General features: G+C 56.8%; 19 protein-coding genes. 7 read left to right on the forward strand and 12 right to left on the reverse strand.

Annotation, left to right across the window (positions count from 1 at the left end):
• The first annotated feature begins 12 nt into the window (after nucleotides 1-12).
• Entirely contained in the window at nucleotides 13-561 is a 549-nt protein-coding gene (locus tag ACQG2G_RS11025) for a winged helix DNA-binding protein (protein ID WP_013096572.1), read from the forward strand.
• A gap of 2 nt (nucleotides 562-563) precedes the next feature.
• Here the strand turns inward: ACQG2G_RS11025 and glgX are convergent, their stop codons facing one another.
• From glgX to treZ, 3 genes are read right to left on the reverse strand one after another with little or no spacing between them, the layout of a single operon-like run.
• Nucleotides 564-2,639, reverse strand: coding sequence for a glycogen debranching protein GlgX (glgX, locus tag ACQG2G_RS11030; RefSeq protein WP_029883305.1), 2,076 nt, complete (start codon nucleotides 2,637-2,639; stop codon nucleotides 564-566).
• A gap of 15 nt (nucleotides 2,640-2,654) precedes the next feature.
• Nucleotides 2,655-5,123, reverse strand: a complete 2,469-nt coding sequence (gene treY / locus ACQG2G_RS11035; RefSeq protein WP_248078529.1) for a malto-oligosyltrehalose synthase — start codon at nucleotides 5,121-5,123, stop codon at nucleotides 2,655-2,657.
• On the reverse strand, nucleotides 5,120-6,904 hold the full coding sequence (treZ, locus tag ACQG2G_RS11040; RefSeq protein WP_248766898.1) for a malto-oligosyltrehalose trehalohydrolase: 1,785 nt from the start codon (nucleotides 6,902-6,904) through the stop codon (nucleotides 5,120-5,122). The genes treY and treZ overlap by 4 nt, the downstream gene beginning before the upstream one ends.
• Nucleotides 6,905-7,066: 162 nt before the next feature.
• Here treZ and ACQG2G_RS11045 point away from each other — a divergent pair, with 162 nt between their 5' ends.
• From ACQG2G_RS11045 to ACQG2G_RS11055, 3 genes are all read left to right on the forward strand, one after another.
• Nucleotides 7,067-7,807: a 5'-nucleotidase, lipoprotein e(P4) family gene (locus ACQG2G_RS11045; RefSeq protein WP_038980747.1), complete on the forward strand. Its 741-nt coding sequence runs from the start codon at nucleotides 7,067-7,069 to the stop codon at nucleotides 7,805-7,807.
• Nucleotides 7,808-7,949: 142 nt separating this feature from the next.
• Nucleotides 7,950-8,936 (forward strand): MBL fold metallo-hydrolase, encoded by a 987-nt coding sequence (locus ACQG2G_RS11050; protein ID WP_029883308.1) that lies wholly within the window; start codon nucleotides 7,950-7,952, stop codon nucleotides 8,934-8,936.
• 15 nt (nucleotides 8,937-8,951) lie between these two features.
• Nucleotides 8,952-9,863, forward strand: coding sequence for a LysR family transcriptional regulator (locus ACQG2G_RS11055; RefSeq protein WP_013096566.1), 912 nt, complete (start codon nucleotides 8,952-8,954; stop codon nucleotides 9,861-9,863).
• Here the strand turns inward: ACQG2G_RS11055 and ACQG2G_RS11060 are convergent.
• A complete protein-coding gene (locus tag ACQG2G_RS11060) occupies nucleotides 9,854-10,738 on the reverse strand; it encodes a LysR substrate-binding domain-containing protein (protein WP_248766899.1) in 885 nt (294 codons plus the stop codon). The two genes, ACQG2G_RS11055 and ACQG2G_RS11060, sit on opposite strands and share 10 nt — an antisense overlap.
• A gap of 115 nt (nucleotides 10,739-10,853) precedes the next feature.
• On the opposite strand from ACQG2G_RS11060, the gene ACQG2G_RS11065 reads away from it, so the two are divergent.
• The 3 genes from ACQG2G_RS11065 to ACQG2G_RS11075 all read left to right on the forward strand — a co-directional run bounded on the left by ACQG2G_RS11065 (nucleotide 10,854) and on the right by ACQG2G_RS11075 (nucleotide 14,055).
• Nucleotides 10,854-12,341, forward strand: a complete 1,488-nt coding sequence (locus ACQG2G_RS11065) for a UbiD family decarboxylase (protein WP_095907843.1) — start codon at nucleotides 10,854-10,856, stop codon at nucleotides 12,339-12,341.
• 126 nt (nucleotides 12,342-12,467) lie between these two features.
• The gene (locus tag ACQG2G_RS11070; protein ID WP_023619621.1) at nucleotides 12,468-12,755 is read left to right on the forward strand and encodes a VF530 family DNA-binding protein; all 288 of its coding nucleotides are present in this window, start codon (nucleotides 12,468-12,470) and stop codon (nucleotides 12,753-12,755) included.
• A 7-nt stretch (nucleotides 12,756-12,762) separates the two neighbouring features.
• The gene (locus tag ACQG2G_RS11075) at nucleotides 12,763-14,055 is read left to right on the forward strand and encodes a glycoside hydrolase family 10 protein (protein WP_038981766.1); all 1,293 of its coding nucleotides are present in this window, start codon (nucleotides 12,763-12,765) and stop codon (nucleotides 14,053-14,055) included.
• 40 nt (nucleotides 14,056-14,095) lie between these two features.
• Here the strand turns inward: ACQG2G_RS11075 and dsbG are convergent, their stop codons facing one another.
• From dsbG to ACQG2G_RS11115, 8 genes are all read right to left on the reverse strand, one after another.
• Nucleotides 14,096-14,854 (reverse strand): thiol:disulfide interchange protein DsbG, encoded by a 759-nt coding sequence (dsbG, locus tag ACQG2G_RS11080; RefSeq protein WP_020688674.1) that lies wholly within the window; start codon nucleotides 14,852-14,854, stop codon nucleotides 14,096-14,098.
• A gap of 42 nt (nucleotides 14,855-14,896) precedes the next feature.
• The gene (locus tag ACQG2G_RS11085; protein ID WP_023619625.1) at nucleotides 14,897-15,508 is read right to left on the reverse strand and encodes a DsbA family protein; all 612 of its coding nucleotides are present in this window, start codon (nucleotides 15,506-15,508) and stop codon (nucleotides 14,897-14,899) included.
• Nucleotides 15,509-15,515: 7 nt separating this feature from the next.
• Nucleotides 15,516-17,546 carry a protein-disulfide reductase DsbD family protein gene (locus tag ACQG2G_RS11090; RefSeq protein WP_248766900.1) on the reverse strand — a complete coding sequence of 677 codons (2,031 nt, stop codon included), beginning with the start codon at nucleotides 17,544-17,546 and terminating at the stop codon, nucleotides 15,516-15,518.
• A gap of 47 nt (nucleotides 17,547-17,593) precedes the next feature.
• Complete coding sequence (locus ACQG2G_RS11095) at nucleotides 17,594-17,965, reverse strand: hypothetical protein (protein WP_236276249.1); 372 nt, start codon at nucleotides 17,963-17,965, stop codon at nucleotides 17,594-17,596.
• 90 nt (nucleotides 17,966-18,055) lie between these two features.
• Nucleotides 18,056-18,622: an RNA polymerase sigma factor gene (locus ACQG2G_RS11100; protein WP_048972091.1), complete on the reverse strand. Its 567-nt coding sequence runs from the start codon at nucleotides 18,620-18,622 to the stop codon at nucleotides 18,056-18,058.
• 5 nt (nucleotides 18,623-18,627) lie between these two features.
• The gene (locus ACQG2G_RS11105) at nucleotides 18,628-19,047 is read right to left on the reverse strand and encodes a hypothetical protein (RefSeq protein WP_013096556.1); all 420 of its coding nucleotides are present in this window, start codon (nucleotides 19,045-19,047) and stop codon (nucleotides 18,628-18,630) included.
• 761 nt (nucleotides 19,048-19,808) lie between these two features.
• The gene (locus tag ACQG2G_RS11110) at nucleotides 19,809-21,359 is read right to left on the reverse strand and encodes a methyl-accepting chemotaxis protein (protein ID WP_023619630.1); all 1,551 of its coding nucleotides are present in this window, start codon (nucleotides 21,357-21,359) and stop codon (nucleotides 19,809-19,811) included.
• Between the two features lie 97 nt (nucleotides 21,360-21,456).
• Nucleotides 21,457-22,473 carry a LacI family DNA-binding transcriptional regulator gene (locus ACQG2G_RS11115; protein ID WP_020688679.1) on the reverse strand — a complete coding sequence of 339 codons (1,017 nt, stop codon included), beginning with the start codon at nucleotides 22,471-22,473 and terminating at the stop codon, nucleotides 21,457-21,459.
• Between the last annotated feature and the right edge of the window lie 10 nt (nucleotides 22,474-22,483).

Here is a 22,483-nt window from a genome sequence, read left to right on the forward strand (position 1 = left end):
GTAAGGAACGTTATGACCCTGAAGAAAAGTGCTGCATCAATGAATCACGACGACATTAACGACGGCCGGATCGTCTCCTCCCGCCATCTGGTTTCCGAGCGCTGCGCGGAACTATCGGAGCTGGAGTACGCGCTGATCATGACCAGTAACGCGTTCAATAAATGGATGGTGCGCTGCATGACCGCGGCCGGTGAGCCGGATATGGGGGCCTTTGACGTCTCGCTTTTGCATCATGTGAATCACCGCAATCGCAAGAAGAAGCTGGCCGATATCTGTTTTGTGCTCAACGTGGAAGACACCCACGTGGTGACCTACGCGTTGAAAAAGCTGGTCAAGGCGGGCTACGTCACCAGTGAAAAGGCAGGAAAAGAGCTTTTCTTCTCCACCACGGAGGCGGGAAAAGCACTGTGCATGAAATACCGGGATGTGCGCGAAGCGTGTCTTATCAACATACATGCCGAAAGCGGGATTTCGGGTGCCGCTATCGGTGATACCGCCCAGCTGCTGCGCACCATTTCATCCCTGTATGACACCGCCGCACGGGCGGCGGCATCACTTTGACATCACGGGCGTCTGAAGAGAGTAATACTGCGCCCCGCCAGTTCGTAATCCACGGTCCGGGTGATGACCTCGCCCGTGGCAACTTCCCCCGCCGTGGAGAGTTCCAGCACCCAGCCTCCTTCACCAAACTGCGGGATCTGGAACGACACGGCGCCTTCGAACGGGTTGAACAGCATCAGCACGTCGTGCCAGATCCCCTCCTCCTGGATGAGATCGGGCCGGCTGATGGAGACGCCGATTGTCGAGCCTTCCTCCCATTGCTCAGACTGCTGCGGTCCTCCTCCGGCGTTAAACCAGCGGATCTCAAGACCGTCTCGCCAGCTCTCCCGGCGCAGCAGCGGCTGTTTGGCGCGAAGCGCAATCAGGTGCCGGGTAAACTCACGCAGCGCGACGTCGTTTTCTGACAACCCTTTCCAGTTGATCCACGAGATCTCGCTGTCCTGGCAATAGCCGTTGTTGTTCCCTTTTTGCGTCCGGCCAAACTCATCCCCGGCCAGCAGCATCGGTGTACCGTGGGAGAACAACAGCGTGGTGAGGAAGTTCCGTTTCTGCCGTTCACGGGTGGCAATAATGTCGGGGTTCTCGGTCGGGCCTTCCTCGCCATAGTTATACGCGCGGTTATCGTTATGCCCGTCGTTGTTCTCTTCACCATTATCGGCGTTGTGTTTCTCGTTGTACGACACCAGATCGTTCAGCGTGAAGCCGTCATGCGCGGTAATAAAGTTGACGCTGGCCCACGGGCGACGCCCGCGTAAATCATAGAGATCGCCCGAGCCCAGCAGGCGGGCGGCAAAATCAGTGGGAACGTTATCGCCCCGCCAGTATTCACGAACGGTATCGCGATATTTGTCGTTCCACTCGCCCCAGCCGGGCGGGAATCCGCCCACCTGATAGCCGCCGGGGCCGATATCCCAGGGCTCACCGATGAGCTTGAGTTTTGATAAAACCGGATCCTGGGTCATGGCATCAAAGAAGCCGCCGCGCGGATCGAACCCTTCTGGCTCGCGCCCCAGTATCGTACCCAGATCGAAGCGAAAACCGTCGATATGCATCGATTCCGCCCAGTAGCGCAGCGAATCCATGATCATCTGCAGCACACGCGGGTGTGAGGTGTTCACCGTATTCCCCGTGCCGGTGTCATTGATGTAATAGCGATGCTGATCCGGCAAGGTGCGGTAATAGCTGTAGTTATCGATACCCTTGAACGAGAGCGTCGGGCCAAGCTCGTTGCCCTCTGCCGTGTGGTTATAGACCACATCCAGAATCACCTCGATGCCCGCGTCATGATAGGCGCGGACCATATCGCGAAAACCCTGGATCCCCGCCGGGCCGTAATAACGTGACGCGGGCGCAAAAAAGCCCAGCGTGTTATAGCCCCAGAAATTCTTCAGGCCGCGGTCCAGCAGGTGCTGATCGTCCGGGAACCAGTGAACCGGCAGCAGCTCGACGGCGGTGATACCCAGACTTTTGATGTAATCGACCGAGGCTTTATGCCCCATGCCTTCAAAGGTGCCTCGCAGCTCGGGCGGTATCGCCGGGTTGAGCTGGGTAAAGCCTTTCACATGGCTCTCATAGACCACGGTATGCGGCCAGGGGATCGCTGGCCGCTGATGGTCCTGCCAGTCAAACGCATTCGGATCGATGACCCTGCATTTTGGGGTGAACGGCGCGCTGTCCCGCGTATCAAAGCTCAGATCCAGCGCATCATGACCCAGTTCGTAGCCAAAATGGGCATCATTCCAGTCGATATCGCCCACCAGTTCACGGGCATAGGGATCGATGAGCAGCTTATGCGGGTTAAAGCGATGTCCGTTTTCCGGGTCATAAGGCCCGTAGACGCGATAGCCATACAGCGCGCCGGGCTGGAGGTCGGGCACATAGCCGTGCCAGATCTCGTGGGTATATTCCGGCAGCTCCAGACGGGCGATTTCCGTTTTACCGGAGGGGTCAAACAGACAGAGCTCCACCCGCTCGGCGTGAGCTGAAAAGAGCGCGAAGTTAACCCCTTTCCCGTCATAATTTGCACCCAGCTGCTGGCCATGACCGGCCCGTATGTCAAACGTATTTTCCTTTGCCATTTTCGTTCTCCACGATTATTCGCAGGTAAGCAGAACTAACAAACTTCCTGTTTCAGACGTTAAATCCAGCGTCTCCCGCAGCGCCCGACGTTCACCGGTAAACAGATCCCGGTAGCGTTTCCCGGAAAGCTCTTCGGGGATGACGACCGAAGTGTTGGCCCACAGCGTTTCGTTTGTGGGGGTAGCAAAAACCAGACGCGGTACGGCAACAATCAGCGCCTCCCCGTCCTTTACGCGCGCGTAGACAATCAGGTTGTCCTCGCGCTCACCGCTGACCTTCAGCGGCAGCCAGTCGCCGTACTGGAAGAGCGATAAATAGTGCTGCCGGACGCGTAACAGCGTGGCGGTGACATACTGCTTCACCCTGCCGTTTCGCCACTGCTGTTCGTCGGCAAAGAGCTTTGCGTCGGCGCTGCTCAGGTTTTGCCTCAGCGTGGCGAAATCCGGCTCCAGCCGGTTATCCGGGTCGACCAGGCTAAAATTAAGCGCCTCGCTTCCCTGATAGATATCTGGTACGCCCGGCGCCGTCAGTTTGATCACCGTCTGGCTCAGGCTGTTCATCAGCCCGGCGCGGATAAAGGGTTGCAGGGAGGACGAGAAATCATGCAGAAACAGCGTGTTCTCAGGGGATAGCAAGTGCCGGACGTAATTCAGCACCACGCTCTCATAGCTCTCATTGCTGTCGATCCAGTCGGTACGCTGTTTGGCCTCGCGCAGCGCTTTCTCAATAAACCCGAGGAAACGCGCTTCGAGAGACTTTAGCCCTTCACTATCGTCAGGCGACAACGTTGCAGGCCAGACGCCCGCCAGCGCCTGGTAGATCATCCAGGTATCGGCCGCGTTTGGCGCGGTACCGTCGTTGAGAAAACGCACCCGGGTCTGGTTCATCTGCCGCCAGCGCGCCAGATTTTCACCCCACTGTTCCGGGGCTTCCGTCAGGGTGTAGAGGCGTGCCCGCGCGTCTTCCCCGCGCTTGGTGTCGTGCGTGGAGGTCCCCAGCAGCGCATCGGGCTGACGGGCCAGACGGATGCGCATCTCCTGGTGAAAGCGGGATAACGAGAACGCGCGCGGGGTGGGATCGGCCCCCACTTCGTTCAGGGCGAGTTCGAGGTTATGGCGGAAAAAGAGCGTATCTTCCACCGATTTCGCCATCAGCGGCCCGGTAAGCTGCTGGAAGCGGGTTCTGAACAGCGAGGCTGCATCTCGGCTGCTGGCGTCCAGGTCGCCGGTGAGGATCCTCACCAACAGGCTTAACGCCGGTTCCGGTGCGTCGACGCTGGCGACAACGCGGTTCAACAGCGCGACATCCGGGGCGGTTAACCCGTCGGCGGTGCCGTAGGTGCGGTAGACCGGAAACGCAATCAGCAGTTCGCGCAGCGTGTAGCGTATGTCGTCCTGGGGCACGTCAATGCCGTTGCATCGGGCAAGGTCGGTGGCAATGTTAAGCAGCGTGGTGAATTCACCCTCAAAATTGCGATCGGTCATCAGCCCTTTAGCGTTGCGAAGTTCCGCATGGCGATCGACCGTCACGCCCAGCGTCTCGTCGTGGATTTTTTCCAGCCGTCCGAGGTTATTATCGTCGACCAGCACTTCGGCCAGCGAGGCGATAAACTCATATCCGGTGGTGCCGGATACCGGCCATTCCGCAGGCAGTTGTTCCCCTTTGGCGAGAATTTTTTCCACCGTGATATAACAGTCGGGACCGGTTGCCTGCCGTAACCGCTGCAGGTAACCCAGCGGGTCGGCCAGCCCGTCGATATGGTCAATGCGCAACCCGTCGACAATGCCGGTATGCACGAGCTCGAGGATCAGGCGATGCGTATCCTGAAACACCCCCTCGTCTTCCACTCTGACGCCCACAAGGCCGGTAATTTCAAAAAAGCGCCGCCATGAGAGCTGTTTCGGCGCTTCCCGCCAGGACATCAACCGCCAGCTCTGCGCCTGGTGGATCGCCTCGATGCTTTTCTCCGCAGCCCATGTTCCGGGGTTAAGCGGATAGGCTGTGTCATAGTAGACCAGCGCGGCCTCACCGGTGACACTGTCACGTTTCAGAGCAATTGCCCCCTTCTCCAGCTCGGCCTCAAAGGTGTCGCCAAGGAACGGCAGCGTCAGCGGGCGCGACCAGTCAATATCAAAATAGTGCGCGTAACGGCTTTGCTGACCAAACGCGATAACGTCCCGCCACCAGCGGTTTTCCAGCGAGGTCGACATATGGTTAGGGACGATGTCCAGAATGAGCCCCATTCCCGCCTGCCTGAGTGCCGCCGTCATGCGGTCGAAACCGGCGCGCCCGCCAATGGCAGGATCGATTTCGTTAGGATCGGTAACGTCATAACCGTGGGTTGAACCGGTGGTGGCGGTAAATATCGGTGAGGCATAGAGATGGCTGATCCCGAGGTCTTTAAGGTATGGCACCAGCTCCACCACGCGGTCAAAGGTCATGCCATTGCGGAACTGTATTCGGTATGTGGCACAAGGGATCATGATGCGTCTCCATCTGCAAAACGAACGACAATGCTGTTCGGCGCTAACACCTCAGCGGCCTCCGGCCAGCTAAAGAGCGTTTCGCCTGCCAGCGCAGGAACGTCAACGGGCTTATTACCGATATTCAGCGCCAGCGACAATGTACCCGTCGGGAAAGACCAGCTCACCGCCACCATACCGGGAGCAGTCTTAACGATTTTGCCCTCAACGGTGCCACCAGGGCGAAGTAACGGCACAAGATAGCGATGCCGCAGGACCAGCAGGCTTCGCGTGAAGCGCAGCCAGGATTTACCCTGCGCAGTCGTCACGTTGTGCCAGTCCAGTTTTGAGCGGGCAAAAGTCTGCTCGTCATTCGGATCCGGTACATCGCCATCGTGTCCGCTGTGGCCGGTAAACTCTTTTGCCCGCCCTTCCCGCACGGCTTTCGCCAGATCGCCATGAAAATCCGTAAAGAACAGGAACGGGTTGGTTTCGCCATACTCTTCGCCCATAAACAGCAGCGGGATATGGGGTGACAGCAGCAGCGCGGCGAGCAGAACGCGGGTTTTATCCGCGCCCGCAAGGGTAATAAGCCGTTCGCCCTGGGCGCGGTTGCCGGTTTGATCGTGGTTTTGAATAAAATCGACAAAGAAGGTCGGCGGCTGGGTGTGGCATTCCACCCCGCGTGAGTGTCCGGTCTGCAAAGAGACCTCACCCTGATAGACAAACCCTTCTGCGAGTGCTCTGGCGAATTTTTTTTCCGGTTCGAAGGCAAAATCCTGATAGTAGGCATGCGTTTCGCCGGTGGCAAAGACGTGGGCGGCGTTGTGGAAATCATCATTCCACTCGGCGGTAAACAGCGGCGTGGCTCCCTTCTCATCCCGAGGATGCAGGAAAATCACGTTACGGCTGTCCTCGGTGGTGAGATGGATATGACGATCCGGGAGCGCTTCGCGGATCGTTTCCGCGATCTGCTGAAGAATATGTTTCGACGCCGTATCTTTAATCTGGTCGATGGCATCAAACCGTAAGCCATCCAGACGGTATTCGGTCAGCCAGAACAGGGGCGCGTCAAGAATGTAGTGTCTGACCGGCTCCCGTTCATAGGCGATACCGTTACCCCACGGCGTCATTCTCTGCGCATCAAAAAACGCGGGTGACAGCAAGGGTAAGTAGTTTCCTTCCGGGCCGAAATGGTTGAGTACGATATCCAGCACGACAGAAAGGCCCAGGCCGTGCGCCGCATCGATGAACGCGTGAAAATCCTCCGGCTTGCCATAGGCGGAATGCGGGGCATACAGCAATACGCCGTCATAGCCCCAGCCGCGGCTGCCGCCGAACTGTGAAACCGGCATAACTTCAAGCTGGGTGATGCCGAGTTCAGCCAGATACGGCAGCTTGTCGATAGCCGCCCGGAAGGTGCCCTGCGGTGTAAAGGTGCCAATATGCAGTTCGTAAATCACCGTCTCTTCCCACGGTCGCCCTGCCCAGTCTTGGTTGATGGGCTGATAGCGGCCGGGGTCAATCACCACGGAGGGGCCATTAACGTCCCCTTTCTGCGCCCGCGATGCGGGGTCAGGTACCGCCATGCCATCCTGTAAAACGAACTGATACTCGGTGCCATGCGTCACGCCAGGTACGTCAATCTGGAACCAGCCGTTACCGACCGCCGTCATGGGCAGATCGCGTTCTGCCAGACGTAGCGTAAGTTGTTGTTGTCCCTCAGCCCAGACGCGAAAACGTACAACGTCACCGGAAATAAACTCAGCACCCCACTGCTTTTGAAATGTCCTGAATTCCATTCATTGTCCTCGAATGACCCACATTTTACGCGGAATGAAGTACAAGCTTAGTTCAGGATCGAAAGCACGTTTCAACAGAGCCCCAACGTGCAACCGTCATTTTTCTGTCACTTAAATTCATTACGCTTTCGTCATTTTGACAAGGGTGTTAAGGAAACAATAATGAATTCAATAGCTAAGGCATTACTGGTGGCAGTACCGATGTTGAGCGCAACCGCTACCGCGGCAAATAATGAACTGTGTGAACCAAAAGCCTACGAAATGGCGCTGCGCTACCAGCAGAAGTCGGCTGAAATCATGGCGCTTCAGCTGCAGACGTACCGTTTTGCCACCGGCCGTTTTGACGAGAAAGTGAAAGATCTGAAAACGCCAGAAAATTACGCGGTGGTCATGGATCTGGATGAAACCGTGCTCGACAACACCCCGCTGCTGGTGCGCGACATGGAACAGTGCCATGACTACACCCAATGGGATACCTGGAGCGACTGGGAAAAACAGGGAAAACCCGGCCTGATCCCCGGCGCGAAGGCGTTTCTTGAGCATGTGAATCAAAGCAAGGTGCGTATCTACTATGTCTCTGACCGCATGCAGGAAAATAAAGCAGATACCATCAACACGTTAAAATCCCTTGGTCTGCCGCAGGTCTCGGACGACAGCGTGCTTCTGGATACGGTGAGTAAAGAAGAGCGCCGCCAGAGCATCCTTAAAAAGCAGCAGATCATTATGTTGTTTGGCGACAGCCTGCCGGATTTCGCCGTGCAGTTTAAAAACAAAAAACCGAGTGAGCAGCAGCGCGAGCTGGTTGAGGCAAGCGCAGAGCATTTTGGCAATGACTGGATTGTGCTGCCTAATGCCGCTTATGGCTCATGGTCTAAAGCCACGCCGGACAGCTGGAAGCCGTAACAATCTGCCCGCCGGGCATGGCATTGCCGTTGCCCGGCCAACCCACTGAGCTATCCATCCCATTTATAGGTCCTATCACTTTTGAGCGGGTTCTTAAATTTTGATGCATAAGTAAGATGAGGACTTTCTAAAGGAGATCATCATGCTTACTGTCAAGAAACTTGCCCTCTCTACGCTCATCACCAGTTCACTGCTCTTCTACCCTGCGCTGCACTCCCTGGCAGAGACGCCTCAGCACGTGGTGAAACAACCGGCGGGCGGCTACAGCGTTCAGGTGGGCGACGTGCTGGTTACGTCGTTTACGGACGGCAGCGTCGCGCAGGATCTGCACACGCTATTGCGCCGGACCACAGAGCAAAAAACCGATGCGTTACTGGCGAAAAATTTCCAGGCGAACCCGGTTGAGGTCTCCATTAACGCCTTTCTGATTGCGCTGCCGGGACACAAAATTCTGGTCGATACCGGTTCAGGCCAGCTTTTTGGTCCGGGCAACGGCGGGCGTTTAATCGAGAGCCTGGCAACGCAGGGGATCAAACCGCAGGACATCACGGAAATCTTACTGACGCACGCGCATTCCGATCATTCCGGTGGCCTGATTAAGGACGGTAAGGCGGTATTTACCAACGCCCGCGTGTTCGTGGGGAAACCGGATATCGACTTTTTCTTCAATGAAGAGAATCAGAAAAAAACCGGTTACGATCAGAACTACTTTGACGTGGCACAGAAGACCTTAAAACCGTACCTTGATGCCGGCAAAGTGGTGCCGTTTACCGGTACATCAGCGCTGCTGCCGGGTATTACCGGAACGGTTCACCCCGGCCATACACCGGGCTCGGCCTTCTATACGCTGGAAAGTAAAGGCGAGAAAATTACCTTCGTGGGCGACATTATCCACGTCGCTGCGGTACAGTTCCCGCAGCCTGATGTGACCATCGCCTACGATGAAGATCAGGACGGAGCAGCCCGTGTGCGCAAGCAGGCCTTTGACGACTTTGTCAAAAACAGAGATCTGGTTGCCGCGCCACACCTGCCGTTCCCCGGTATCGGTTATGTCACCAAAGGCGAACGCGCGGGCTATGCCTGGGTTCCGGTTACCTATACCAACCGGGACGCCAGCACAGCTAAATAAACAACGGAAAACAACATGACGCCATTTTCAGACCTGGATATTGACCTGATATTGACGTTGGATGCACTGCTCACCGACCGGAACATCACGCACGCCGCCGCACGTCTGGGGGTCAGCCAGCCCGCGCTGTCAGCCCGTCTTTCGCGCCTGCGTGCCATTTTTGGCGAGCCGTTGTTTATCCCTTCCCCACATGGACGTGGGGTGTTGCCCACACCCCGAGCCGAGGCGCTGAGGCCTCAGGTTGCGGCCGTTCTGCGTGGCATCAGCGCGATGCTTGCCCCCACCGGGTTTAACCCCCGCGAGAGCAATCGCACGTTCGTCATTGCCCTGCATGAAAACCCGGCCCTGATGCTTGGGGCTGAACTGCTGAATCACATCAGACGTGAAGCGCCGGGGATCCGCCTGCGTTTCGCCCTGCCGGAGTGGGTGAACCTGCCCCAGCAGCTGGAAAGCGGAGACGTTGATATTTACATCGGCGTGAGTGCGGGCGCGCACGACGGCTGGGTCAGACGCAAACTGTTTGAAGATGCGTTTGCTACCGCCCAGCGCAAAGGGCATCCTCGCGGTACGGGGCCGCTGGATCTGGCGCAGTATTGCGCCCTCTCTCATCTGGTGGTCTCCTCCCAGGGCGATCCATTTACCGGCTTTGTCGACCAGACGCTGGCCGGGCTGGGATATCAGCGCAACGTGGTGATGTCCACGCAAAGCTATGCCATGGCACCGCCTCTGGTGGCGGGGACTGACCTGATTTGCACCTTACCGGGACGCATGTTGCAGCAGTTCGCCACCACGCTCGATATTTTCCCGCCCCCGCTGCCACTCCAGCCGATCGCCATCAGCATGTTCTGGCATCCTAAAAACAGTCAGGACACGGCGAACGCCTGGCTGCGCGAACAACTGCTGCTGGCCGCCGGGCGTCAACCCTGAGCAACGGTGGTGAGGAATTTTTTTAAGACTTCAGAACGAATGAATCGGTGACAAACCAGCGTCAGCTCGCTCTCCCTGAGCCGATCAATAATGTCGACGTAAACCACATTCCCGACGCTCACCGCCCTTGCTGAGGCGGGCAAGAGCGCAATACCAAATCCCGCCGCGACAAGGCTGATGACGGTGGGCACGTCGGTGGCATTCTGCACCACCTCCGGCTGGAAACCCGCACCGTTACAGGCGTCATTGAAATATTGTTCCAGCCCCATGCCTTGCGGATCGCGCAGCGAGATCCACTTTTCGTCCTTCACGGATGAAAGTGTCAGTGCGGACGACGTGGCCAGGGGGTGTTGGCGAGGCAGCGCCAGCACCGTTTTCTCTGAGGTAAAGGGGCGAGATTGCAGATCGTCAGGTAACGCAGGCAGCGGAGCCCGGATAATCGCCACGTCCAGCTGGTTGGTCTGCACGGCTTCGTAAAGCGTCTGCACGTTCCCGGTCATCAGCGAAATGGCAATTGCGGGCCAGTTCTCGTGCAGCTGGCGCAGCGTTGCAGGCAACTTACCGTCGAACATCGCACTCGATACACATCCCAGATTCAACACCCCCTGTTCGCCACGGGCGGTTTGTCTGGCGTCCAGCACGGCCTGCTCGGTCATCGCAATTGCCAGCCGGGCTTTGACCAGAAACGCGTCTCCGGCAGGCGTCAGGGTTAAGCGACGATGTGCACGGCTAAACAGTGTGACGCCCAGACGCGCCTCCAGCGCTTTAATCTGCTGGCTCAGCGCAGGTTGCGCCATGTTCAGACGCTCCGCGGCGCGGTGCATATGGAGCTCTTCGGCTACCACCAGAAAATTACGCATCAGACGAAATTGCATGACGAAGTCCCGCGAAAATTGATAATAAAATTCTTATCAAGATAGCACCAATGATGCAATTGATGCTATCTGTCGTTCGCCCAACAATGGAGGTCAGCCATTAAGGGAGAAAAACATGCAAAACCCCATCAACGATCTCAGAAGCGCCATCGCGTTGCTGCAACGCCATCCAGGTCACTATATCGAAACCGATCACCCGGTAGATCCCAATGCTGAACTGGCGGGCGTGTACCGCCATATCGGCGCGGGCGGTACCGTAAAACGCCCCACCCGCACGGGCCCGGCCATGATGTTCAATAGCGTGAAGGGCTACCCCGGCTCCCGCATCCTGGTAGGTATGCACGCCAGCCGGGAAAGAGCGGCGCTTCTGCTGGGTTGTGAACCCTCGAAGCTGGCGAAGCACGTTGGTCAGGCGGTGAAAAACCCCGTTGCACCGGTGGTGGTTCCGGCCTCGCAGGCACCGTGCCAGGAACAGGTCTTTTACGCCGACGATCCGGACTTTGACCTGCGTAAGCTGCTTCCGGCCCCGACCAACACGCCGATTGATGCAGGCCCGTTCTTCTGTCTGGGGCTGGTACTGGCAAGCGATCCGGAAGATACCTCGCTGACCGATGTGACCATTCACCGTCTCTGTGTGCAGGAGCGAGATGAACTCTCTATGTTCCTTGCCGCCGGTCGCCATATCGAAGTCTTTCGCAAGAAGGCCGAAGCGGCGGGCAAACCGCTGCCGGTAACCATCAATATGGGACTTGACCCGGCTATCTACATTGGGGCCTGTTTCGAAGCGCCAACCACGCCCTTCGGTTACAACGAGCTTGGCGTCGCCGGGGCATTACGCCAGCAACCGGTGGAACTGGTACAGGGGGTGGCGGTAAAAGAGAAAGCGATCGCGCGGGCGGAAATCATCATCGAGGGCGAACTGCTTCCCGGCGTGCGTGTAAGAGAAGATCAGCACACCAACACCGGCCACGCCATGCCGGAGTTCCCGGGCTACTGCGGCGAGGCGAATCCGTCTCTGCCGGTGATCAAAGTGAAAGCCGTGACGATGCGAAACCACGCGATCCTGCAGACGCTGGTGGGCCCGGGCGAAGAGCACACCACGCTTGCCGGTTTGCCGACCGAGGCCAGCATTCGCAACGCGGTCGAAGAGGCCATTCCCGGCTTTCTGCAAAACGTTTACGCCCACACCGCCGGAGGCGGTAAATTTCTCGGCATTTTACAGGTGAAAAAACGCCAGCCGTCAGACGAAGGACGTCAGGGCCAGGCGGCACTTATCGCCCTGGCCACCTATTCCGAGCTGAAAAACATTATCCTCGTGGATGAAGACGTGGATATCTTCGACAGCGACGACATCCTGTGGGCAATGACCACCCGCATGCAGGGCGATGTGAGCATTACCACGCTTCCGGGGATCCGCGGCCACCAGCTGGATCCGTCGCAGTCGCCGGACTACAGCACCTCGATCCGTGGAAACGGCATTTCCTGCAAGACTATCTTCGACTGCACGGTGCCGTGGGCGCTGAAGGCGCGGTTTGAACGGGCGCCGTTCATGGAGGTTGATCCCACACCGTGGGCGCCGGAGCTGTTCAGCGATAAAAAATAGACCGTCGTCGCCGTTTCTTCGCCCCACCGGGTGAAGAAACGCAAGCTTAAATTGCCGCTTCCCCTGCTTTCTTGTACCCTTTCAGCGTTTACCCCAATCCCCTGAAAATCGAGACACCGGACGCCTATGACTGCACATATTTCCAAAGATCCTTTGCATGGCGTTACGCTGGAGATGATGGTCAACGCCCTGGTGGCGCGATATGGCTGGCGCGAGTTGGGCGATCGAATCAAAATTAACTGTTTCAGAAATGACCCAAGCGTGAAGTCGAGCCTGAAATTCCTGCGCCGTACCCCCTGGGCACGCGCGGAGGTCGAGGCCCTGTATCTTGATTCCCTCAATGATAACGGGACCGCTGAACGCGAGGCGCCCGCCTTTAACCCCTGGGCCAATAGTCGGATAACCAAGAGCTAATACTCAAATGATGCGACATGTAAAACGGACTGGTGCGCTGCTTGGCTGCGCGCTTTTACTTGTTAGTTGCTCCTCAAAACCCCCAAAGTCGCTGGTCACACCGCTCCCGCCCCCAGGCAAACCGACGCAGCAGGCAAACGAGCCGATGCGTGGGATCTGGCTGGCAACTGTCTCCCGTCTCGACTGGCCGCCGGTCGCGTCGGTGAATGGCCGCAGTGCTGACCAGCGTATTGCGATGCAAAAACAGGCGCTGATCGACAAACTCGACAATCTGAAACGCCTGGGAATTAACACGGTGTTTTTCCAGGTAAAACCGGACAGCACGGCGCTCTGGTCGTCCAAAATCCTGCCGTGGTCAGATATGCTTACCGGCAATATTGGCGAGTATCCGGGCTACGATCCGCTGCAGTTTATGCTCGATGAAGCCCACAAGCGTGGGATGAAAGTTCATGCCTGGTTCAACCCCTATCGCGTTTCAACCAATACCAAACCGTCAACCATCGCCGCGCTGAACCGCACCTCATACCAGCAACCGTCCAGCGTCTATGTGCAGCACCCTGAGTGGGTTCGCATCGCAGGCGATCGGTTTGTGCTCGACCCGGGCATCCCGGAGGTGCGTGACTGGATAACCCGGGTGGTGACCGAGGTGGTGGCGAACTACCCGATAGACGGCGTCCAGTTTGATGACTACTTTTATGCCGAATCGCCTCGCTCAACGCTGAATGATGCGCAGACCTACAGACAATACGGCCAGGGGTTTAGCTCCAAAGCCGACTGGCGTCGCCACAATACGCAGCAGCTGATTGTGCAGGTCTCTCGGGCGATCAAACAGACAAAACCGCAGGTTGAATTTGGTGTCAGCCCGGCGGGTGTCTGGCGTAACCGCTCCTTTGACCCGGCAGGATCCGACACCCGTGGCGCGGCGGCGTATGATGAATCCTACGCTGACACCCGTCAGTGGGTGCAACAGGGGCTGCTGGACTACATTGCCCCGCAAATCTACTGGCCTTTCTCCCGCGATGCGGCACGCTATGACGTGCTGACCAAATGGTGGGCCGACGTAGTGAAACCGACCCATACCCGTCTGTACATCGGCATTGCGTTCTATAAAGTGGGCGAGCCGTCGAGAAATGAGCCGGACTGGACGATTCAGGGCGGCGTGCCGGAGCTGAAAAAACAGCTCGATCTCAACGACTCCCTGCCGAACGTGAATGGCACCATCCTGTTCCGCGAAGATTACCTCAACCAGCCGCAGACGCAGCAGGCAGTAAACTACCTGAAAGGACGCTGGGGAAGCTAAGTAACTGTCAGGCAGAAACGCCCTGTTTCTGCCTGTTTTTTTACGGCTTCGGCCCGAACATCGCCTCAAGCTGCTTCGCGTCCGGCATACCGACAACCTGCTGGAGCTCATTCTGATCATTGAGATAATAAATGGCCGGTGTGGCATTCGCCCCCAGACTGTCCATTAACGCCTGGTGTTTTTGCAGTATCGCCACGGTTTCACGCGAGGCGGTGCCTTCCGGTTTAGGCAGTTTTTTCCCGCCGGACAGTTCATACTCCTTCCACGCCGTAACCGGATCTTTTGCATTCAGGATCGCAGATGCGTTACGGCCGCTGTTTGGGTTCAGAAACGCCACCAGCAGCGTATTGAGCTGCACTTTACCCGCCGTCACCCACGGCTGTGCTTCTGACCAGAATGCCTTGCAGTACGGGCAGAACGGGTCGGCGAAGACAAACACTTTGCGTGGCGCGTTATCCGCCCCCTCTTTCAGGGGGTGCGCAGCGTTAAGCTGTTTCCACATTTCGCGTCCCATCGGGGCGTAGATCTCTTTCTGGAAAATACCCTCGCTGAGGTTTTTACCCTTCTCGTCATAGAGATAACCCGAAATAACGTGCTTTCCGTCAGGTGTCAGAAAGAGCGTCACTCCCATGTCCTGATATTGTCCCAGCCAGGCGGGTGCGCCACCGGGTACGTCGATCTTCTTGAGGATCTTAATCTCCTGCTGCTCGCTAAAGGTCTTCACGACATCAGGTATAGCATCCGCAGCCTGCGCCAGCCCTGACGCGGTCAGCAGCGAAAGTAACAGTAATTTTTTCATGTCCCTCTCCGGTTTGTTCGGGGGCCTGAGGCCCCCTTCAGGTTAGCGGTTTTTCAGTGCATCGGTGACCATTTCATCAAACTGTTCGAAAGGCACCCAGCCGGGTAACAGCCCTTCGCCAATCAGCGTGGCCGGTGTCCCCTGAATGCCCAGTTTTTCGGCGATGATCAGGCTGCGTTTTACCGTGACCAGGCTCGTATCATCCGGCGTTGCAACATTCACGCCCGCGCGCTTTTGCGCCTCCTGAATGCTGGCGTCATCGTGATACCCTTTTTTCGCCATCAGGGTTTCGTTGAACTTCATAAACTGCTCAGGATGTGAACGCCAGACGGTTAACGCGTCGCGCGCGGCGGTTAGCGAGCTTTCCGAACGGAACGGCAAAAACTTAAACACCACGGCCACCTGCGGATGTTTCTCAACGATCTTCTCCAGATACGGATCGAATTTTTTGCAGTATGGACAGTTGTAGTCCGTAAACACCACCAGCGTCAGCGTTGGATTTTTGGCACCGATACGCGGCGAATCCGGGTCGTTAAACAAAAAATCGTAGATCAGTTTCTGAGCGCGTTGCTCCTGATCCGGGGTGATCGGGTCCGCCGCCATCACCTGGGCTGACGCGAAAAACAGCAGAAACGTAATAAGGATTTTTTTCATAACAGCGTTAGCCTTTTGCTTTGTTCAGGGTGGTCATCAGGGTGCGTTTGTCCAGCAATGGCGAGAGGATGACGCCCTCCGGCGTTCCTGGGCCATACACCTGGTTAAACGGGATGGCGTAGCGATTGCGTGATTTCAGAAACGCCGCAATCGTCTCCGATGGCTGGCTCCAGTCTCCGCGTAGCGCCACCACATCCGGCTGGCGCAGCGCGGCGATAACCTCCGGCTGATTCAGCACCCGATGCTCATTCACCTTGCAGGTGACACACCAGTCCGCCGAGATATCCACAAACACCCGTTTCCCCTGCGCAAGCGCATCGCTGATTGCCTCTTCACTGAGCGGCTGCCACGGGATCGTCTGTTCGCTATTCTCAGCCGTGGTTACCGGCGTTGCGTTCACTATCCCGCGCAGCTGATATCCCCCGAATACGGCCAGCGCAATCACCACCACCCAGAACAGCGGCGATGATGTCTGACCGCGAAGGGCATAGACCACAATGGCGACCACAATCAGAAGCAGCATGAGGATGTGGCTGAACATCTCGCCCAGGTGCAGACTCAGCAACGTCACCAGCCACAGGCTGGAGGCCAGCATCATCCCCCCCAGAATCACCTTCAGGGTATTCATCCAGCGGCCAGGTTTTGGCAGCAACAAGGCGGTTTTGGGGATCAGCGCCACGAACAGCCACGGCAAGCTCATGCCCACCCCGAGCATCAGGAAGATAAGCCACAGGGAATGCAGCGGTGCGCCCAGCGCAAAGGCCACGGCCGTACCGAGGAACGGCGCAGAACACGGCGTGGCAAGCAGCGTGGCAAACACGCCTTCGCAGAAGCTGCCCGTCAGTCCGGTTCCGCCCGTTGTGGCGAGCCGTCCGGTGGCGGCGGAAGGCAGAAACAGCTCAAACGCACCAAACAGGTTCAGCGCGAAGATAAAGGTCACGGCAACCATCAGCCCAATAAACCACGGGTTCTGGAACTGGATGCCCCAGCCCAGCGACGCGCCGGTGAGTTTCAGAACGGTCACCATCGTGGCCAGCAGCATAAAGGAGGTCAGAATACCCGCACTGGTCGCCAGGAAACGCAGCCGGATTTTCCGCGTGTCCGTACCCGCCTGCAGGACGCTGCTGAGCTTCATGCCCATTACCGGCAATACGCAGGGCATCAGGTTCAGGATCAGCCCGCCCAGCAGAGCAAAGGCCAGCATTTTGAGTGTTCCCGCTGGCGCACTCTGCACCGCGTCTGCGGGGGCTGCGCCTACGGTCAGTTGCGTTTGCTGGGCTTTATCGCCGTTGGTGACGACAAACGACAGCGTTTTCCCCGCAAGCGTCGCGGGTTTATCGCCCCACTCATCGGTGACCGGAACCGCGACCTGAAGCCGGTTCCCGGCGTGCTTAATCACCGGTTCGCCGGGCAGAATGTCACCCTCCAGCGGGTCAAAATAGATCCCGGGATTGACCCATTCGCCTTCCGTCGTGCCCGTCATCATCAGCTTGCCGTCTGATAACCAGGCGCTGAAGTCTGACGACACGCCTGACGCACCGGGTACTGAACGCATCGCGTCTTCGAATGCCGTACGAAAGCCCGCATCCGCTGGCGCGCGGAAATCCAGATGCAGCTTGTAGTCCGTCAACAGACAGACGTTGCTACAGGTTGAGAGCGTAAGCGTGGCGTCGAGCACATCCGCGTCCGTCCCGGCGATCGTGATGGGGATCGTAACGCTATCGTGGTAGCCCTGGGTCGTCAGGCCCGAGATATCAAAGCGGGAAGGAACCGGCCAGTACCAGGTATCCTTAACGCCCTGTGGCCAGCTGATTTTCGGGGCCACGCCGCCCTCGCCCGGCGAACGCCAGTAGGTTTTCCAGCCGGGCTGCAGCTCCACGCTGAGCAGGCCGATGATGCGGTCGTGATCCCGCTCAGCCTGAAAGCGGATGCGGGCGTGATCGTTTTGCGGTGACACCAGCCAGCCCGTATCTGCCGCATGAGCAATACCCATGCAGGACAGCCACAGGAGGACGAGTCCCCTGAAAAGGTTAACCATGTTTTACTCCGTGAATAGTGAAAATTATCGTGTGGTGACGATGCTTTTCATTCACGGAAAACGCAGTTTTTGAGGTGTATTCGGGGAGGCGGTGCCTGGACAGGCTGCTCCCTGGAGAGAAATGTGCGCCGTTGGGTAAATAACTGCAGCAGAGCGAAGAAGATAATAATCGCCGGTAGCGCACCGTCAAAAAACAGCGGCTGGGCGCAAAGCAAAGACTGTGCGCCAAGTTGACACGGCGACGGGCCGGGCTGTTCAGCCTCCTGACCCGGGGCGTCAGCCATCATGAGCGTGTGCACCTGAGGATCCAGCCCCTGTAAAAAATGGTTGAGATAAACCGCACGCTGAACCAGGCAAATTGCCATTGCCAGACACGTGATTATCAGAAGCCATTTACCGAGAAGCTGACGGTTGCGCATAACGTTCCAAAATAACAAGACGCCCCGATCATAAACGATAGTGATGAATCTACAAGTCCCGACAGTGTAAGGTTTTGTCTGCCGGGAACATTACCCCCCTGTCAGCGCGTCATACACATCCCGCAATCGCGTGCGCAGGAACAGCACGGCCTTATGCTTACGCGATAATAATGCCTGCTCGCTAACCCCGGTTTCCCCGGCCAGCAATTTGATGCTGTAGCCTTGTAGCTCCGTCTTCTCAAAGACCTCGCGCTGCGCTGCGGGCAGTTCAGCCAGCGCCTGCCCCAGCTCTTCCCACAGCAGCGTTTTGAGGTACTCCTCTTCCGGGGTATGCGGAACGCCGAACAGGGTTTCAGCGATCTCATCTTCCGGAAAATCGTCATCCTCCTCGCCTGTGAAGCTGAAATAACCGGAGAGCGACACTTCACGCTTTTTCCGCGCCCGGTCGGTCATCTCATTTCGCGCCGCGCGAAACAGCCACGCGGCAACGTTTTCGACCGGCTGTTCCACCTTCATCAGCTGATACGTGATCTCCTGCAAAATATCGTCGGCGTCGTCACGTACCGGCGTTCTTCCGCGAATAAAGGCTCTCAGCCGGGCGCGGCAGGCATTAACCGCCGACATCAGCAAGGATCCGCCCGCCTCCCCGGTTTTCATCTCGCTCACTCTGCGTCCGGCGCTTTTGGCGCGTTGTCTTCACGCTTGTCATCACGGTGGCCGTGCCAGCCACAGTGCCCGCGACCATGGCGACCAAATCCTTCCCGGCGCTGCTGCATGAACGCTTCACGCTGTTCGGGCGTCATGTTCATCCAGCGTTCGTGCATCCGGCGGTGCGCACCAAACATACCCGGACGGAACCCCAGACCACCAAACAGGATCCGGCTCAATATCAAAATGCCAAGCGCCTGCCAGAAGCCAATGGCTTTCACGCCGAGGATCGCCGGGAGTAAGGCGTTCCACAGGGACATCACCAGCAGGCCGAGCACGATAAAAATGACCGCGCCGATGACTAAGCCCTTGCCCATACGGTGGCGACCGAATCCGCGCCCGTGACCTCTGCCGTGCATATCAAACTCTCTCATGGTGTTGACCTCGTTTACAGTAACTGATTATGGCTTGTGATGAGGTAGACGGATGAGGAACAAGAATATTGCTAAAAATTTTTAAAAACATCGTAGTCAATGTGGTTTACGCTTTTCGCGACTGACGAATGGAAACAGCATAAAAATTAAAACCCGTAAGAATGCCGTTCTGTTCGCGCTTTTAAATCAGGTTATTTATTCAGCAGGTTTGATATTGATGCTTTTTAAATGCCCTATTCCTGTTGTTGAGACTATTCCTATAATCATCCAAAAAACCTTCTATTTAACAATAATCTAAAGCGAGGCTTAATTAACTATTTTTAGTTAAAGGTTTGTAATCATTACATCTCTGTCTATTATTCAAAGCGTCATGCCCTGCAGCAGGAAATAGAAACAGACACATTAAAAAGGAGCAATCCGGTAATGATAGGCAGACTGACGAATTATATCCTCTGGTACCACACTGTCTGGGTGTTTATATTTTTATTAGTGGTCGGCGTGGCTGCTGGCGTATTTTTAAATGCCATACTGCATTTTCATGGGGATGACGCATTCCTGACAGGATTAATTTTCTTTTTATTCCCGGCGCTACTGGTATGCCTTCGGCTACATCGGCTATCAGCGAAACATCGCCAAAGATAATGCCCGTCGCACAGGTTGTTAAATCAAAACACTTCGCAAAATTAAGCTGAAACCAACAACTTAGCCGCGTTTATTGCCGGGTGGCGCTACGCTTACCCGGCTTACAATCCACAATAATATCAAGCCTGCACTGGCAAACTAAAACTCGAAATACTCCGCGTGAGCTGCTGGGCCTGCTCTTCCAGCGACGCGGCTGCCGCAGCGGACTGTTGCACCAGCGCGGCGTTCTGTTGGGTCACGCCATCCATCTCCGTCACTGCCTGCCCGACCTGACTAATCCCGCGGCTTTGCTCTTCAGAGGCCACAGAGATCTGCTCCATCAGCGTGTTCACTTTATTGACGGAACTGATAATCGAGTCAATGACCTCCCCTGAGCGCCCCACCAGTTCGGCACCGTTTTTGACGCTGGAAACCGACTGGGCAATCAGGCTTTCGATGTCCTTGGCCGCCACCGCGCTTTTCTGCGCCAGCGTGCGAACTTCGCTGGCTACCACGGCGAAACCACGCCCCTGGGTACCGGCGCGCGCCGCTTCTACCGCCGCGTTGAGCGCCAGAATGTTGGTCTGGAAAGCGATGCTGTTGATCACGCTGGTGATGTCCTCGATGCGCTTCGAGTTTGCGGCGATGGTATTCATCGTTTCAATCACTTCACGCGTGACGGCCTCCCCGGTGTGGGCATTTTTCACCGCGTCCTGCACCAGTTTTCCGGCCTGATAGACGTTATCGGTGTTATTGGCGACGGTCGCGCTCAGTTCTTCCATGCTGGCCGCCGTCTGGGTTAGCGCAGAAGCCTGCTGTTCGGTGCGCGAAGCCAGGTCGATATTCCCGGAGGCAATCTCCTGTGCGGCATGGGTCACGGTATGACTCGCGTCACGCACCTGGGCGATGGTTGCCAGCAGCGCCTGGCGCATCTGCTCCATAGAGCCCATCAGGTGATCAATTTCATTGCCGGAATTCCCCTTCACAGGCACCGGAATATCGAGTTTGCCTGCGGCAATCTGGCTGCAATGTTCACGTGCCAGATTAACCGGTGCCAGAACAAGGCGTTTCATAAGCAGGCTGACGGCGACGATCACCAGCACAAACAGCAGCGCGATAGCAGCGATAATCGCCAGGCCAGAAACAAAGTTACTGCTCGCATCTTCGTTCAGGCTTTTTGCATAGGCCTGATGTACGGCCAGAACCTGGTCGAGGACAATCTCATACTGACGATCGAGGCGCGAGACTTCCGGTATCAGGGCATTGAATTTGGCAATATCGTGCGCGGCGGCAGCATCAATGAGCGGTGCCAGCCCCTGGTTACGGTAATTCTGCCAGGCATCCTGATAAGCGCTTACCAGCGGCGCTTCATCGGTCAGACGGGGAGACGCCATAAAGGCAGCAAAGGCGCGATCGGCTTTGGTCAGTGCCTCTTTTACTGCGGCGAGCTTCGCAGATTCATCCGCTGATGCGCCCGCCTCTACCATCTTCACATACTCCATCACCCGAACGCGTAGCGTGCGGCTATGGTTGATGGGATCAATAATTGACAGCACCACCTGGATCTCTTTGTTCACGTTATCCAGGGAGTTATTACTTTTGATGATGAGGCCAACGCTGGTGAGGGTGCTGGCGATAAAGAAGAAAAGCAGCGAGAAAAAGACAATCAGGGATGATTTTTTTAACGACATGAACCGATACCTCAAAGAAAATTATTCCTTATGGTTATCGGCTAAACCAAAACTTAAATTAATTAAAGTTATTGATGTATCCCGTCGTCCGGCAGGGCTATTCTGCCGCTTTATAGCGCCGCTGCAGGGTGGCATCCAGTTTCCGCTGCACGGGCTCTGGCGTTTCACCGTCGATCAATTTCCCAATCAAATCAAAGCAGTGCCATGCAAGCTGACGGTTATCCTGGCGCACAGTATCCACCGGGATCGTGAGCGAATCGTAAAGATAGTGATCGTCAAAGCTCGCTAACCTGATGTCACTTTGCAACAGATTGTGCTGCCCCATGTAGCGCAGCACCCCTTCCAGCAGGCCGCAGGCGGCGGTGAACAGGGCTTTTGGCGGACGCCCCAGGCGAGCACAGAGTTCGGCGAACATCTCGTAACCGGAACTCGGGTGATAATTTCCGTGAATGATCCACTCCGGGCGCAGCGTAACGTTCGCGTCGCGCAGACCTTGTTTAAACCCTTCAAGGCGGTCGCGCGTGGGGGAAAGCCGTGGCTGCCCACCGAGGAAGTAAAACTCATCGGGGTGCTGGCGGGCAATGTCGGCCACCAGTTTGGCTGTCGGGGTAATGGAATCGGTGATCACCAACGGCAGCGAGCTGTCATTCATGTGGCGGTCAAAGAGCACCACAGGCAGCTGTTCACTCAGTTTCTGGTAATCCGCATCGTTGAGCATGCTGGAGGCAACAATCAGCCCGTCGACCTGACGCGCCACCATGTTGTTGACCACCACGGTCTCCTGCCCCGGATTTTCATCGCTACAGGAGATGAGCAGCTGAACGCCCGCCTCGCGGCACAACGTCTCCAGTTCGTGAGAAAACACGGCAAACCCGTAGTTGGTGATCTCCGGGACCACCAGACCAATGGTGTGGCTGCGGTTATCGCGCAGCGAGCGGGCGTGAATACTGGGCTGGTAGTGATGCTCTTTCGCAATGGCCAGCACGCGCTCACGGGTCTCTTCCGCCACGCGAAGCTCTTTGCTGCGTCCGTTCAGTACCAGGCTGGCGGTGGCTTTTGACACCCCCGCCAGCTCCGCGATGTCTTTAATGGTGACGCGTTTTGTTTTTCTCACAACGACTTAG

This window comes from Enterobacter cloacae complex sp. 382A5 (assembly GCF_050031095.1).
Taxonomy (GTDB): Bacteria; Pseudomonadota; Gammaproteobacteria; order Enterobacterales; family Enterobacteriaceae; genus Enterobacter; species Enterobacter cloacae.